Origin of the sequence: Schauerella aestuarii (genome assembly GCF_009866805.1) — a bacterium.
GTDB lineage: Bacteria > Pseudomonadota > Gammaproteobacteria > Burkholderiales > Burkholderiaceae_B > Schauerella > Schauerella aestuarii.
This window is the reverse complement of sequence record NZ_SIZW01000042.1, coordinates 401533-415247: the sequence shown is the minus strand read 5'-3', so window position 1 is coordinate 415247 and position 13715 is coordinate 401533. Positions and strand designations below refer to the sequence as shown.

General features: G+C 63.3%; 14 protein-coding genes. 3 read left to right on the top strand and 11 right to left on the bottom strand.

Features of this window, described 5'->3' with window-relative positions; all coding sequences use genetic code 11:
- Positions 1 to 10: 10 nt before the first annotated feature.
- Together EYW45_RS16990 and EYW45_RS16985 are read right to left on the bottom strand one after the other, a co-directional pair.
- Positions 11 to 994: an FAD binding domain-containing protein gene (locus tag EYW45_RS16990; protein WP_161136615.1), complete on the bottom strand. Its 984-nt coding sequence runs from the start codon at positions 992 to 994 to the stop codon at positions 11 to 13.
- A complete protein-coding gene (locus EYW45_RS16985) occupies positions 994 to 1692 on the bottom strand; it encodes a (2Fe-2S)-binding protein (RefSeq protein WP_161136614.1) in 699 nt (232 codons plus the stop codon). The genes EYW45_RS16990 and EYW45_RS16985 overlap by 1 nt, the downstream gene beginning before the upstream one ends.
- 187 nt (positions 1693 to 1879) lie before the next feature.
- On the opposite strand from EYW45_RS16985, the gene EYW45_RS16980 reads away from it, so the two are divergent.
- Positions 1880 to 2776, top strand: coding sequence for a LysR family transcriptional regulator (locus EYW45_RS16980; RefSeq protein ID WP_161136613.1), 897 nt, complete (start codon positions 1880 to 1882; stop codon positions 2774 to 2776).
- 37 nt (positions 2777 to 2813) lie between these two features.
- Here the strand turns inward: EYW45_RS16980 and EYW45_RS16975 are convergent, their stop codons facing one another.
- The 6 genes from EYW45_RS16975 to EYW45_RS16950 all read right to left on the bottom strand — a co-directional run bounded on the left by EYW45_RS16975 (position 2814) and on the right by EYW45_RS16950 (position 9022).
- A complete protein-coding gene (locus tag EYW45_RS16975) occupies positions 2814 to 4055 on the bottom strand; it encodes a PQQ-dependent sugar dehydrogenase (protein WP_202444767.1) in 1242 nt (413 codons plus the stop codon).
- Entirely contained in the window at positions 4048 to 4545 is a 498-nt protein-coding gene (locus EYW45_RS16970; RefSeq protein WP_161136612.1) for a hypothetical protein, read from the bottom strand. The genes EYW45_RS16975 and EYW45_RS16970 overlap by 8 nt, the downstream gene beginning before the upstream one ends.
- An 87-nt stretch (positions 4546 to 4632) precedes the next feature.
- Entirely contained in the window at positions 4633 to 6228 is a 1596-nt protein-coding gene (locus EYW45_RS16965) for a GMC family oxidoreductase (protein ID WP_161136611.1), read from the bottom strand.
- Between the two features lie 28 nt (positions 6229 to 6256).
- Positions 6257 to 7087, bottom strand: coding sequence for a shikimate dehydrogenase family protein (locus tag EYW45_RS16960; RefSeq protein WP_161136610.1), 831 nt, complete (start codon positions 7085 to 7087; stop codon positions 6257 to 6259).
- A complete protein-coding gene (locus tag EYW45_RS16955; protein WP_161136609.1) occupies positions 7084 to 8163 on the bottom strand; it encodes a transketolase family protein in 1080 nt (359 codons plus the stop codon). The genes EYW45_RS16960 and EYW45_RS16955 overlap by 4 nt, the downstream gene beginning before the upstream one ends.
- 1 nt (position 8164) lies before the next feature.
- On the bottom strand, positions 8165 to 9022 hold the full coding sequence (locus EYW45_RS16950; protein ID WP_161136608.1) for a transketolase: 858 nt from the start codon (positions 9020 to 9022) through the stop codon (positions 8165 to 8167).
- 120 nt (positions 9023 to 9142) lie between these two features.
- On the opposite strand from EYW45_RS16950, the gene EYW45_RS16945 reads away from it, so the two are divergent.
- Positions 9143 to 9847 carry a GntR family transcriptional regulator gene (locus EYW45_RS16945; protein WP_161137078.1) on the top strand — a complete coding sequence of 235 codons (705 nt, stop codon included), beginning with the start codon at positions 9143 to 9145 and terminating at the stop codon, positions 9845 to 9847.
- Between the two features lie 9 nt (positions 9848 to 9856).
- Entirely contained in the window at positions 9857 to 10927 is a 1071-nt protein-coding gene (locus EYW45_RS16940; protein ID WP_161136607.1) for a glycerol dehydrogenase, read from the top strand.
- Between the two features lie 15 nt (positions 10928 to 10942).
- On the opposite strand, the gene EYW45_RS16935 is transcribed toward EYW45_RS16940, so the two are convergent.
- Genes EYW45_RS16935 through EYW45_RS16925 form a run of 3 tightly spaced genes read right to left on the bottom strand, consistent with a single transcriptional unit; the run spans position 10943 to position 13604 of the window.
- Complete coding sequence (locus EYW45_RS16935; protein WP_161136606.1) at positions 10943 to 11878, bottom strand: BKACE family enzyme; 936 nt, start codon at positions 11876 to 11878, stop codon at positions 10943 to 10945.
- Entirely contained in the window at positions 11851 to 12807 is a 957-nt protein-coding gene (locus tag EYW45_RS16930; protein ID WP_161136605.1) for a 3-hydroxyacyl-CoA dehydrogenase, read from the bottom strand. Before EYW45_RS16930 ends, EYW45_RS16935 begins: the two co-directional genes overlap by 28 nt.
- 14 nt (positions 12808 to 12821) lie before the next feature.
- Positions 12822 to 13604: an SDR family oxidoreductase gene (locus EYW45_RS16925; protein WP_161136604.1), complete on the bottom strand. Its 783-nt coding sequence runs from the start codon at positions 13602 to 13604 to the stop codon at positions 12822 to 12824.
- Positions 13605 to 13715 lie beyond the last annotated feature (111 nt).

The following is a 13715-nucleotide window of genomic DNA, read 5'->3' as shown; positions in this document are numbered from 1 at the left end:
GTGTCGTGGCTCAGGCAACGAGCGTCGAAAGGTTGCGGACGATGGCCTGCTGGCCAAGCGGAATCTTGTAGGCGTTGTGCGTCTGCGCCACGGCGGTCTTGAACGCCGCCGCTGCGGCGGCCTCGAAGAGCGCCGGGGTTGGGCGCTGCCCCACCAATTGCGCCTCGGCCTCCGTTGCGCGCCACGGCTTGGTGCCCACGCCGCCCAACGCAATGCGCGCCTGCTTGATCACCCCGCCCTCGAGGCGAATGATGATGGCGCTCGACGCCAGGGCGAACTGATAGGAGGCCCGATCGCGCAGTTTCAAGTAAGCCGACTTCGCACCCGCGAGCGGCGCGTCCAGGGTCACATGCGTGATCATCTCGTCGGCCATCAGCGCGTGTTCTTTCTCCGGCGTATCGCCGGGGAGAAGGTGGAAGTCCGCAAACGCGATGTCGCGCGTGCCCTTCGGACCCTGCACCGTCACGGTGGCACCGATGGCAGCCATGGCCACGCACATGTCGGAAGGATGACTGGCGATGCAGCTTTTGCTTGTGCCCAACACAGCATGCACGCTGCGATTGATACCGCCGACCGCAGCGCACCCCGAACCCGGCGTGCGCTTATTACAGGGCGACACGCCATCGCGAAAGTAGTTGCAGCGCACCCGCTGCATCACATTGCCACCCGTGGTGGCTTTGTTGCGCAATTGCGTGGTGGCGCCCGAAAGCAACGCCTCTGCCAGAACGGGATAGTCGGCGACGACCTTTGCGTGGCGCGCCAGATCGGTGTTGGACACCAGCGCACCGATGCGCACGCGGCCATCGGGAAGCGACTCGATCTGCTTGAGCGCCACGCGGTTGATATCGACCACGGCCGCCGGGCGCATCACATCGATCTTCATCAGATCGAGCAGTGTGGTGCCACCGGCCAGAAAGGCCGTGTTCTGCAGGGCGGCATGACTGACCACCGCTTGGCCGACGTCGCCGGCGCGAGAATATTCGAAGTGTCGCATCAGCTCACCTTCGGCATGTTGGTGCGCGCGGATTGCACCGCGGCGAGGATGTTCTTGTAGGCGCCGCAGCGGCAGATATTGCCGCTCATGGCTTCGCGCACGCTGGCATCGTCACGCCCTATCCGGGCATCTTTCAAAATGGCCACGGCCGACATCATCTGCCCCGATGTGCAGTAGCCGCATTGGTAAGCGTCGTGCGCCCAGAACGCTTCCTGAACCGGATGCAGCGTGCCCTCCTGCGCCAGACCTTCGATCGTGGTGATCTCGTCGCCGTCGTGCATCACCGCCAGCGACAGGCAGGAATTGACGGCCGTGCCGTTCACGTGCAGCGTACAGGCCCCGCATTGGCCGTGATCGCACCCTTTCTTGGTCCCGGTGAGCCCAAGCTTTTCGCGCACCACATCGAGCAGCACCGCATTGGGCGGTACGTTGACCGATCGCTTGGCGCCATTGACCACGAGGTTGACGGTTTGCTCGCCCGGCGCCAACGGCGCGGCCGCGACCGGCACCTGGGCTTCGGCGGCTGCCGGTGCGGCTGCCTGGGCCTGACCCCGAGGAATCAACCCGCCGCCAGTCACGGCCAGCCCGGATGCGCCCATCGACATCAGGAACGAACGCCTGGACGGCGCGGGCGCCGCCTCAGGCGAAGGACAGGACGGACAGGCGTGGGGCTTTTCGGAAATGTCGTGATCTGCCATGGATAGCCTCGCAACGGTTAATCGTGAATCGGACGATGGTGCCATGCGCCGGACGCGCTGACGGCGAGCGGCTTTTCATACTGTGTGCAAAAAAGCGGGACAATGAAAGTGAACTCACAGGCGGCAGCAAGTGTCGATCCTCTCGTTCCACCGTCTCCCGTCAGTCCTCTCGTTCAAGGAAAGTCATATGGACAGCGCCGGCTTACAGTCGCTGACAGTTTTTCTGCGGGTCGCGCAGGCGCGCAGCTTTTCGGCTGCGGCGCAAAACCTGGGGTTATCGACGTCCGGCGTGAGTTACACGATCCGCCAGCTCGAGACCGCCCTGGGCGGGCGCCTCTTCAATCGTACGACCCGTAGCGTGAGCCTCACGGAGGCGGGCGAAAGTCTGCTCAATCAGATCACCCCGCTGATGGAGGATCTGCAACTGGCGCTGGGCAAGGTGTCGCGCGCGTCGATGGAATCGATGGGCACGCTGCGGCTGAACGTACCGTCAGCCGCCAGCGATTACATCATCCGCCCGATGCTCAAGCGCTTCCTGACCACCTATCCCGATATCAATATCGAAGTCGCGGTGGACAATAGCCTCGTGGATATTGCCAGCCAGGGTTTCGACGCCGGCATCCGCTACGACAACATCCTGACTGACGACATGGTGGCCGTGCCGTTGATCACGAATATGCGCTTTGCCGTGATCGCCTCGCCCGACTACGTGGCCCGACACGGTACGCCGCAACACCCCCAGGATCTGCTCACCCACGCGTGTGTGAACTACCGTAGCGCGCAGTCGGGCGCCCTTTACCGATGGGAGTTCGAAAAAGGCGAAGAGAAGATGCGGGTGGCCGTGAACGGCCGCGTGGCGACCAACGATCCGGAGTTGATCTGCAAGGCCGCTTATGACGGTTTCGGGTTTGCCTATCTGCATGAAGAACAGGTGGCCGATGCCGTCGCACGCGGTGAACTCGTGCGCGTGCTGACCGACTGGATGCCATCGACCGGGTTGTACCTGTACTACTACAGCCGCAAGGATATGCCCAAGAAACTGCGGGTATTCATCGATTTCGCCCGGGCGTTCCTGGCGCCGTGAGCGGCGCACCAGCGCGTAGGCATGACGGCGGCGCGCGCTACTGGGGCACGATGCGCAGCACCCGGCCATTCTGTTCATCGGTCAACACGTACAACGCCCCATCCGGCCCGTCGCGTACATCGCGAATCCGCGCGTTCAATTCCTTGAAAAGAATTTCCTGCTCGCCTGTGGGCACCCCGGCCATCATTTTCACGCGGCGCACGCTTTTCTCCACCAGCGTCGAGACGAAAATATCGCCTTGCCAGGCGGCAAATCGCTCTCCTGTATAGACCGCCATGCCCGACGGGGCAACAGAAGGTGTCCACACCAAGAGCGGGGGCTGCGTGCCGGGCATTTGCGTATACGGCGTCACGCGTGCGCCGGTGTAGTCCAGCCCCTGCGTGGCCATGGGCCAGCCGTAGTTGCCGCCGGCCGCCAGCAGATTGAGTTCGTCGCCGCCGCGCGGGCCGTGCTCGTTGGCGAACAGCCGTTTGGCCGTTGCGTCATAGGTCAAGCCCTGCATATTGCGGTGGCCCATCGTGAAGATCTCGACCGCCACGCCCGGGCGGCCCACATAAGGGTTGTCACGCGGGATCGAACCGTCGCGATTCAGGCGCACGGTTTTGCCGATGTGGTTGGCGGGGTTCTGTGCCTGTTCGCGCAGATCGAAACCATCGCCGATGGACAAGACCAGTGTGTTGTCGGGCAGGAACACGAACCGCCCGCCATTGTTCGACCCGCCCACTTTCGCCGGTTTGGCCAGAAACAAGGGTTGCACGTCGGCGAGCGTCATGCCTTCGAGCCGCGCACGCGAGAGCTGTGTGTTGTTGGCCTGCTTCGTGCCGTAGGTGTGGGTGAAATAGACCAGACGATTGCTCGCGAATTCGGGATCGATTGCCACTTCCATCAGCCCCGACTGGCTCATCTCGCTTACCGGCGGTGTATTCGCGATGGGCTGCGGGTTCAGCGTGCCGGCGGCATCGATCAACCGCAGGCGCCCTGCCCGTTCGGTCACCAGCATGCCGCCGTCGGGCAGGAAAGCCAGCGACCAGGGATGTTCGAGCCCTGTCGCAACCGTTTCGATGCGGTACGGCACGGATGCTTGAGCGGGCGTCGCAGGCGTGGTGGCGGTCAGTGCGGAGGCGGCTGCGGCAGGCAAGCCCAAGGTCAGCCCAAGCGCCGTCACACACACTGCGGCCATCGCGCGCAGGTTCCGCGCCGCGCCCGCGTGCTGCATCGAACGCGACTCGCAGGTCGTAGTGGTGCGGATCCGAGCATCGCGAACAGGCGCATCAATCATCGATCGACCCTCCTTGGGTGGCAACCGGATGAGTCGCCTGCCGTGCCGCGCGTGACCACAGCAGGTGGAAGACAATGCCGCCCACTGCGCCGCTTGCCGCCACCGCCACGGCACCCGCAATCGTGCGGGTGGCCGCAACCAGCGTGGGCATGGGCGCGACCGCGTCGGCGATAAAGAAAGCGATCAGCAACGCGCACCACCCGCCGAGCGCAAACAGGGTGCCCCGCACCCAGCGATAGCGGCGTGCCAGCCAGACGGCAAACGGCAGTGCAGGCAGCAAGGCCGCCGCCGCCAATCCTGCCATCGTCGGCGAGAAGCCCAGCAGATCCTCGGCCGACGTGCGCAGACGAATGGCTGCGGGAATATCGACACCCAATTGCTGGATGTCGTACAGGTTGATCTGCGTTTGCACGATCGTGCCGGCGATCGTCGTGGCCGCCACGGCGGCGGCAAAATGTCCAACGGCGCGCAGGCGGCCTCGATGACGCATGGTCTATCCGTGTAATGTCGGGGGGTGCAAGGTTGACTGACAGCAGGCTGAAAAGGTTCCGCCCGCCCCGCCGCACTTTACTACGCCCTATGCCCTGGCATCCTCGAGAATCATCTCGGCACCCTTCTCGGCCACCATCATCACGGCGCCCTGCGTATTGCCCGACACCATCGCGGGCATGATCGAGGCGTCCACCACACGCAGCCCCGCCAGGCCGTTGACCCGCAGGCGCAGATCTGTCACCGCCGATGCATCCGATCCCATCCGGCACGTGCCGATGGGATGGTAAATGGTCTGTCCATTCTGCCGCGCGAAGTCGAGCCATTCGTCGAACGTCTGTACGCCGCTCCCGGGGCTGAGCTCATGGTCGACGAAGCGCTGCATGGCGGGCTGTTCAACGATGCGGCGCGCGATCTGCATGCCATGCACCAGACTTTGCCGGTCGACCTCGGCACTGAGAAAATTTGGCCGAATGGCGGGCGGCGTGAGGGCGTCGGCCGAGGTGATGTGAATCGATCCCAGAGACTGCGGCCGCAACTGCGCCACCCCAAGCGTCATGCCGGGCGCCCGATCCAGAATGCGTTCGGCGGCGTTGGCGTAACTGGCGTGCACGAAGAAGTACTGCACGTCGGGCGTGGCCATCGCCGGCTCGGTTTTGATGAACCCGTGCACGAGTCCGGTGCCCAGTGTGAGAATGCCTTTGCGCGCCCCGTAGTAGCGGCCCACCTGATGGGCCAGACGCCAGCCGCGCGACATCTCGTTTAAGGTCACGGCACTTTTTACGCGCCAGTTCATGCGCGTGGCGAAGTGATCGACGTAGTGTTCACCCACCTGCGGCAAGGCATGCAACACGCCGATTCCCAGCGCTTGCAGGCGCGCGGGATCGCCCACACCCGAAAGCTCCAGCACTTGCGGGGTTTGTATGGCACCCAGGCACAGGATCGTGTCGCGCTGGGCACGCACGGCAATATCGCGGCCGCCCTTGCGGTAGACGAGGCCCACGCAGCGTTTGCCTTCGAAGGACAGCCGCACCACATGGGCTCCGCCTTCGATCGTCAGATTGGGCCGGCGGCGCGCCGGCTTCAGATAGCCGTCCACCGCGCTCCAGCGCTGCCCGCGATGTTGCAGCACCTGGTAGTACCCCACCCCTTCCTGATTACCGCTGTTGTAATCGGCGTTCAAGGGCTGGCCGTCTTCCCGGGCCGCCGCAATGAAGGCATCGGACACCGGAAAGCGTTCCTTGACCTGCTCCAGGTGCATCGGGCCACTGGTGCCGCGGCCGGGCCCGCCCGGCGCGTAGTTTTCGATTTTGACGAAGTACTTTTCGACGTCCTTGAACGCCCAGCCCCTGGCGCCCGCCGCCGCCCAGCCATCGTAGTCCTGCGGCTGACCCCGCACGTAGATCATGCCGTTGATGAGCGTGGAGCCTCCCAGGCCTTTGCCGCGCGGTACCGAAATCACGCGCCCGTGCGTATTCGCCTCGGGTTCCGTCTTGAAGCGCCAGTTGAACATCGGATTGGTGAGCAGCTTGCTGAAGCCCGCCGGGATCGATATCCACATGCTCTTCGCCTCCTCGCCGGCCTCGACCAGGAGTACGCGATATTTGCCGTTTTCGGTCAGGCGATTGGCGAGTATCGAACCCGCCGTGCCGCCGCCGGCAATAATGAAATCGTAATCTGCCATCGCTTGTTCCGTCTTGAATGCGCGCGATCTATTGGGGCTCGGCCTGCGCCGGTGCCGCTGCATCGCGCGTCACGCCCAGAAACTCAGCCATCAGCTCGATCTGGCAGGCGAGCATCGGCGCACCATAATGGATCCTGCAGCCGCGCGCTTGAGCCGCCTTCAACAACGCCGTCTCGGCCGGTTGCATGATGATCTCGCACACCAGCTGTTCGGGCTGCAACCGGCTCGCATCCAACGGCAATGGATCGCCTTCGGCCATGCCCAACGACGTGGCGTTGATCACGAGGTCATGTCCCGACGGGTCCGCCGTGCCCACGCGCACATCCACGTCCGGGTAGAGCTGCGCCACGCGGTGTTGGACGTCCTGCGCGCGGGCCGCGGTGCGATTGCCGATGGTCAGGCGGATCACCCCAGCGGCGAGCAGCGAAAAGGCGATTGCATTGGCAGCGCCTCCGGCACCCGCGAGGTAAGCCGTTTTGCCCTCGAGCGACACGCCGGCCTGCACCAGGCCGCGTACGAAGCCTTCGCCGTCCAGCATCGTGGCCGTCAGGCGCCCGTCCGGATCGCGCCGCACCACATTTGCCGCGCCGATCAATCGGGTGGCGGGCGATGCGTCATCACATAGTGCCAAGACCGCTGTCTTGTGCGGCACGGTCACGATCACGCCTGCGAGATTCTCGAGCTTTCGCAGGCCTGCCACGACCTCGTTGAGGTTTTCGGCGCGCGTGTGCATCGGCACGAGGATGCCGTCGTAGCCGAGACGCTGCAGCAATTCATTCATGCGTTGCGGCGTTTTCACTTGAAGGATGGGATCGGCAAGGATGCCCATGAGCCTGGTCGTACCGGTAATTTCTTTCATGTGTTGGCACTCCTTGCGCCGCGGTGTTCGAGTTGTTCGCGCGCCACCTGTTCGATGCCCGCAGCATCCAACCGGTAATGCGCATAAAGCGCGTTGGGCGGCGCGATCAGACTGTATTCATCGTGAATGCCGTGACGGTACAGCCGCACGCCTGTGCCTTCGTCTGCCAGCACCTCGGCCACGGCCGAACCCAGGCCGCCCAGCACGTTGTGCTCTTCTGCCGTCATCAAAAGCGAACATCCCGCCGCGGCCTTGAGTACCGCCGCGCGATCCAGGGGCTTGATCGTCGGCATATCGATCACGCCCACGGAGTAGCCCGCAGCGTTGAGCGCGGTGGCTGCGGCAAGCGATGCGTGCAGCGTGATGCCGCACGCAATCAACGTAAGATCGCGGCCGACTGAGTGCACGATGGCGCGCCCGAATTCAAACGGCGTATCGTCGGCGTACACCTGCGGATCGCGGCCCCGGCCAATGCGGAAGTAGATGGGCTCGGGCCAGGTGGCAGACGCTTTGATCGCCGCAGCCAGTTGCGGCCCGTCCGCCGGCGACACCACCGTCAAGCCGGCGATGGCACGTGTGGTGGAAATGTCCTCGGTGGCATGATGCGAGGTGCCGTAGAAGCCCAGGCTGATGCCGGTGTGGTGCCCGATCAGACGCACCGGCAGTTTCGTGTAAGCCACATCCATGCGAATCTGCTCGCAGCACAACAGCGCCATGAAGGATGCGAAGGTGGCGACGAACGGCATGTGTCCGCAGGTCGCCAGTCCTGCCGCAGCCGACACCATATTCTGCTCGGAGATGCCGAATTGCACGTAACGCTCGGGATACGCCTGCGCAAAACGGTTCAGGCCGTTCGAATACTGCAGATCGGCTGAGCCGGCGACGACGGGATGGCCCTCGCGGGCCAGCGCGATCAGCGCATCCGAGAGGTAATTGAGTCCGGGATTGACGGCATTGAGCGCGCGGTACTGCCAGGAGTCGGGCGAGCGCAGCGTTGCAACTGAAGAGGGTTGGGCTGCGCTGGCGGCGTTAAGGCCGGCGGCGGTCGCGCCGCCGATGGAAGGCGTTGTGGTCATGTCAGATCTCCCGCGCCATGATTTCGTCGATGGCGGCGGCGGCATCGTCCGGCGCCAGATAGCCCAGGTGCCAGCCCGGCTCGGTTTCCATGAACGAGACGCCCTTGCCTTTCAACGTTCTGGCGATGATGCACGCCGGCTGCTGGCGGCCTTCATCGGCCTTCAGGCGGCGCAGCAGTGCGGTCAGATCGTGCAGGTTGTGGCCATCCACGTCATGCACCTCCCATCCGAAGGCAGTCCATTTCTCCCTTAGCGATTCCACACCCATCACGTCGTCCACCCGGCCGTCGAGCTGATAGCCGTTGCGATCGACGATGGCGATCAGGCGGCCGAGCTTGTTGTGCGCGGCAAACAACGCGGCTTCCCACACCTGGCCTTCCTGCATCTCACCGTCGCCCAGCATCACGAACACATTGAAGGTTTGCTTGTTGAGCCGCCCGCCCACGGCCATGCCGACGCCGTTGGACAACGCGTGACCGATCGAGCCGGAACTGAAATCGACGCCCGGCACTTTGGTCATGTCGGGATGGTCGCCCAACGGGCTGCCCAGACGGGTGTAGTCGTCGAGCAACGCCTTGGGGATGAAACCGTGATCGGCCAGGATCGGAAAAAGTCCGACGGCCGCATGACCTTTGCCCATCAAAAACCGATCTCGATCGGCCCAGGTTGGGTTGCCCGGCGCGATGTTCATGACGTCGTAGTACAGCGCCGCGAAGATCTCGGCGCAGGAAAATACCGAACTGTAGTGGCCGATCTTTGCGATCTCGATCAAACGAATCGTTTCGAGGCGCACAAAGCGGGCTTTGTCGCGCAGGACCTGGATCTCCTCCACGGTCGGGCTGTGAGGCGCATGCGGCATGGCGCTGTTCCTTTCGGTTTAGAATATATGATATATAATATAGCCATTGCGCCGGTTTGTGGTGGCGGCACGCTAGAATTCTTTCTCAAGCACCAAGTCCTCCTCCGCATTGCCCACGCCATGACCAATCTCAAGCCGGTAAAAAAAGAAAACCTGTCCGTCAGGGTCTACAACGAAATCCGCAATGCGTTGATCAATGGCCAGTACGAACCTGGTGAGCGTCTGATCATCGGCGAGTTGGCGCACGAACTGGGCGTATCGATCACCCCGGTGCGCGAGGCCATTTTTCGGCTGATCAGCGAGCAAGGCCTGGAGATGCAGGCCGCCACGGCGGTGTATGTGCCCTACGTCAATTCGGAAAAGCTGTGGGAAATCCAGCAGATTCGCTTCCATCTTGAAGGCATGGGTGCCGCCGAGGCCGCGAAGAAGATCACCCGCAAGCAGTTGGATAATCTGATTGCGCTGCAGAAGGATTTCATCGCGCACACCGCTTCCGATCCCAAGCGCGCGAGCTATCTGAATCGCAAGTTTCACTTCGCGCTGCTTGAAGCGAGCCGCATGCCGACGCTGCAGAACACCGTCGAGGCGTTCTGGGTGGTCACGGGGCCGATCCTCAAGATTTTTCACGTCAAAACGGCAGGACTGGACTACTCCGGCGGCCAGCATCGCCACGAAGCCATTCTGGATGCGTTGGAGGCGCGCGACCCGGAAGCGGCAGCGCGCGCCATTCAGGAAGATCTGATGTGGGGCGGCAAGATCATGATCGATTGGCTGGTTGAAAAAGAAAAGGAACAGGATTTCCAACCCAAGCCCACCCGCAAGTGAGGAGACAGCATGCTGAAGGTTTTTGGCAGTCCGAGCCGCTACATACAAGGGCCGGACGCAATTGAAGTATTGGGCCGTTCGGCGGCGTTGTTCGGCCGCCATGCGGCGCTCGTCATCGACCGCTATGTGTATGGCGTACTGGCTGAGCGCCTGCGCCGCCTGTGCCGCGAGCATGGCGTGACCCTGCATGACATGGTGCTGGACGGCGACCTGACACCGGATGTGGTCGCGGCACTGTGCGAGCAGGCGGCTGGCCTTTCGCCCACGCTGGTGATTGCGGTCGGCGGAGGCAAATCGCTGGATGCGGGTAAGGCGGTGGCGCATGCGTCGCACTGTCATCTGATCACGGTGCCCACCGTGGCCTCCAACGATGCCCCCACCAGCAAGAACTACGTGCTGTACGACGCGCATCACAATCTGCTCGCGGTCGAACACATGCTGTTCAATCCTACGATGGTGATCGTGGACACCACCTTGATCGCAACGGCGCCGGCGCATTTTTTTCGCGCTGGGCTGGGCGACGCGATTTCCAAGAAATTCGAAGCGGCGCAATGCAGCCGGAATCACGGCAAGAACATGTTCGACGCGGGGTCCACCGCCACCGCGCAATTGATTGCCGATGGATGTGCCCAGACCCTGCTCGAGTGCGGTGAAGACGCACTGAAGGCCGCCGGCACCGGCGCGCCGACGCCGGCCTTCGAACGCGCTGTGGAAGCCATGATCCTGATGAGCGGCCTGGGATTCGAAAGCGGTGGATTGTCGATCGCACATGCCTTGACTCGGGGGTTGCCGCGCGTGGCGGGCGTGGGCCCGGCGTTGCACGGACTGCAAGTGGCGGTGGGACTGCTGGTGCAACTCGATCTCGAACGACGGTCCGACAGTACGCTCGCCGATCTCACACGCTGGTACGGGCGCGTGGGCTTGCCCACCACCCTGCGCGAACTGGGCGCGACCGCCATCGATGCCGAACAGGTGCGAGAGGCGGCACGGCTGACCCTGAAGGCGCGCCATGCCGCGAACTTCGACTACACCCTGTCAGAAGACGATCTGACGGCCGCGCTCCTGCGACACGCCGGCTGAACCGGCGCCCGCCATCTAGAAGTTCACGTTTGCGTGGCCCTTGAGCTGCAGCTTTTCGCGGGCTTCGTCGGGCGTGGCGACTTCCAGGTTGAGCGCTTCGAGAATGGTGCGAATGCGCTCGACCTGCTGGCGGTTGGACGCGGCCAATTCGCCCGGTCCGATCCACAGCGAATCTTCCAGCCCCACCCGCACATTCGATCCCATCGCCGCACCGATCGTCGCCAGCGGCATCTGATTGCGGCCGGCGCCCAGGATCGACCACTCGTAAGCGTCGCCAAACAAACGGTCGGCCGTGCGCTTCATGTGCATCAAATCTTCGGGATGGGGGCCGATACCGCCGAGCAACCCGAATACCGATTGAATGAACGGCGGCGACTTGACCAGGCCCCGATCCAGGAAGTGCTTGAGGTTATAGAGATGGCTGATGTCGTAGCATTCGAACTCGAAGCGCGTGCCGTTCTCGTTGCCGATGGCCAGAATGTCTTCGATATCCTGGTAGGTGTTGCGAAAGATCAGCGAGCGGCTGTTTTCGAGATGTTCGCGCTCCCATTGATGCTCGAATTCCTTGAAGCGATCCAGCATCGGATACAGGCCGAAGTTCATCGAGCCCATATTCAGCGAGGCCAATTCCGGCTTGAACGTCGACGCCGGCCGCATCCGCTCGGCCACCGTCATGTGCGGACTGCCCCCGGTCGTGATGTTGATGACCGCGTTGGTTTCGGCCTTGATGCGCGCCAGGAACGGCTCGAACATCGCCGGATCCTGCGTAGGTTTGCCGGTTTCGGGGTCGCGTGCGTGCAGGTGCAGAACGGCGGCGCCCGCCTGAGCCGCGCCAATGGCCGCATCGGCGATCTCATCGGCAGTCACGGGCAGATACTGCGACATGCTGGGCGTGTGAATCGCGCCGGTAACGGCGCACGTGATCACGACTTTTTGCTTGGGCTTTGCCATTCGTCTCTCCGTTCTAGTTTGTGACGCATCAACTGCATCAATTTTTCGTCGCGCCAGAAACGGCGCGCAGGCAGGTCTTGTTCGGTCAGGAGCGCGCGGCGTTGCGCCGAAAGGTTGTCGATCAGCTCGCCCTCCCACACCACGCTTTCGTTCTGCGTCGAGCCGATCCCCGCATACATGCCGCCGTAGCGCGCGCAGTAGTCGGCGATGCCGCCCGGTGCGTTCAGGTCGATGGTTTCGAAGGGCCCCATGAACGACCAGCGCAACCCCAGGCCATCCTTGATCGTTGTGTCGATATCCTCGGCGGTCGCCACGCCCGCCTGCACGAGCCGAAAGGCCTCCTGCAGCAGCGCGCCTTGCAGGCGATTGAGCACGAAACCTTCGATCTCGTGGTTGACGGTAACGGGCTTCTGCCCCACTGCTTCCATGATGGCGCGGGCGCGTGCGATCGACTCGGGCGAGGTCCACGGCGCGCCACTCAATTCGACCACCGGAATCAGATAAGGCGGATTGACCGGGTGCGCGACCAGGCAGCGCGCGCGCCCGTCCAGATGCTCGGTGAACAAGCTTGCCGGTATGCTCGACGTGGAGCTGCCGATCACGGCATCGGGCGCGGAAAGCGTGTCGAGCTGCGTGAAGAGCGCCCGTTTGATGTCCACATTCTCGGGCGAGTTTTCCTGGATGTAGCTCGCGCCCTTCAGCGCATCCGACAAGGTGTCGCACACCGTGACGCGATCTGCGACCGCGTCCACATCCGTGAGCAGGCCGTGTGCTTCGAGTTCGCGCAACTGCTGCACGATCAAGGTGCGCGCCTCACCCAGCGCGGCCGCGTTCACGTCGAATAGGCGCACTTGCCAGCCCTTGCGTGCGAACACGATGGCCCAGCCTTGCCCGATCAGGCCGGTGCCGATGATGGCGGCGGTCGACATAAGCTTCTCCCCGTTCAATACAGTTTCTGGGTGAAGCCGTCGACCACGATGGCCTGGCCCGAAACGCTGCGCGCCGCTTCACTCGCGTTAAAGAGCGCCATGTTCGCAATATCGCGCGCCGTGACCATGCGGCCCATGGCCGCCTGGTTTTCATACAGCGACGCGATGTCGTCCACCGGCTGCCCCAGTGTTTTGGCTTTGGCCTCGATCACGGCGCGAATTCGCGGGCCTTCGACGGCGCCCGGCAAAATCGCGTTGACACGAATCCCGTAGGCGCCCAGTTCGATTGCCAGCGACTTGGTAAAGCCGATGACCGCCCACTTCGACGCGGAATACACCGAGCGGCCCGAAAAACCCAGATGACCGGCCGCCGACGACATATTGATCATCACGCCGGCTTTCGATTGCTTGAGCAGCGCGACGGCTTCGCGGGCGCATAGAAACTGCCCGGTGATGTTGACGGCAAGCGTGCGATCCCAGTCGGCTTTCGAAAGGGTTTCGACCAGGCCGGTCGGGCCTGCCACGCCGGCGTTGTTGATCAGGATGTCGAGCCCGCCGAGCTTGGCCTGTACCTGTTCAAAGAGCGCAGCCACGCTGGCCTCGTCCGAGACGTCGGTCACAGACGTGTGAATATCGGGGCGCTCGCGTGCCAGGTCCTGCAGTCGCGCGGCATTGACGTCGCACACGAAAACGCGCGCACCGGCGTCATGAAAGACGTGGGCCATTTCCAGACCCAGTCCATCGGCGCCCGCCGTGATCAGCACTTTCTTATCGTGGAAATTGACTTCCTTGAACATCGATGTCTCCTCGCTTCATTTGGGGTGATGGCATATCGGCCGTTGTGCGGCATCGACCGGTTGCGCGTCGGAAGGCGCGCTCGTCAGGACCGGGATGGGCCGCCGGGGCAT

Bases quoted from the DNA above. Each gene is read 5' to 3' on its own strand.
- EYW45_RS16990 (WP_161136615.1), bottom strand. From the start codon at position 994: ATGCGACACTTCGAATATTCTCGCGCCGGCGACGTCGGCCAAGCGGTG.
- EYW45_RS16985 (WP_161136614.1), bottom strand. From the start codon at position 1,692: ATGGCAGATCACGACATTTCCGAAAAGCCCCACGCCTGTCCGTCCTGT.
- EYW45_RS16980 (WP_161136613.1), top strand. From the start codon at position 1,880: ATGGACAGCGCCGGCTTACAGTCGCTGACAGTTTTTCTGCGGGTCGCG.
- EYW45_RS16975 (WP_202444767.1), bottom strand. From the start codon at position 4,055: ATGATTGATGCGCCTGTTCGCGATGCTCGGATCCGCACCACTACGACC.
- EYW45_RS16970 (WP_161136612.1), bottom strand. From the start codon at position 4,545: ATGCGTCATCGAGGCCGCCTGCGCGCCGTTGGACATTTTGCCGCCGCC.
- EYW45_RS16965 (WP_161136611.1), bottom strand. From the start codon at position 6,228: ATGGCAGATTACGATTTCATTATTGCCGGCGGCGGCACGGCGGGTTCG.
- EYW45_RS16960 (WP_161136610.1), bottom strand. From the start codon at position 7,087: ATGAAAGAAATTACCGGTACGACCAGGCTCATGGGCATCCTTGCCGAT.
- EYW45_RS16955 (WP_161136609.1), bottom strand. From the start codon at position 8,163: ATGACCACAACGCCTTCCATCGGCGGCGCGACCGCCGCCGGCCTTAAC.
- EYW45_RS16950 (WP_161136608.1), bottom strand. From the start codon at position 9,022: ATGCCGCATGCGCCTCACAGCCCGACCGTGGAGGAGATCCAGGTCCTG.
- EYW45_RS16945 (WP_161137078.1), top strand. From the start codon at position 9,143: ATGACCAATCTCAAGCCGGTAAAAAAAGAAAACCTGTCCGTCAGGGTC.
- EYW45_RS16940 (WP_161136607.1), top strand. From the start codon at position 9,857: ATGCTGAAGGTTTTTGGCAGTCCGAGCCGCTACATACAAGGGCCGGAC.
- EYW45_RS16935 (WP_161136606.1), bottom strand. From the start codon at position 11,878: ATGGCAAAGCCCAAGCAAAAAGTCGTGATCACGTGCGCCGTTACCGGC.
- EYW45_RS16930 (WP_161136605.1), bottom strand. From the start codon at position 12,807: ATGTCGACCGCCGCCATCATCGGCACCGGCCTGATCGGGCAAGGCTGG.
- EYW45_RS16925 (WP_161136604.1), bottom strand. From the start codon at position 13,604: ATGTTCAAGGAAGTCAATTTCCACGATAAGAAAGTGCTGATCACGGCG.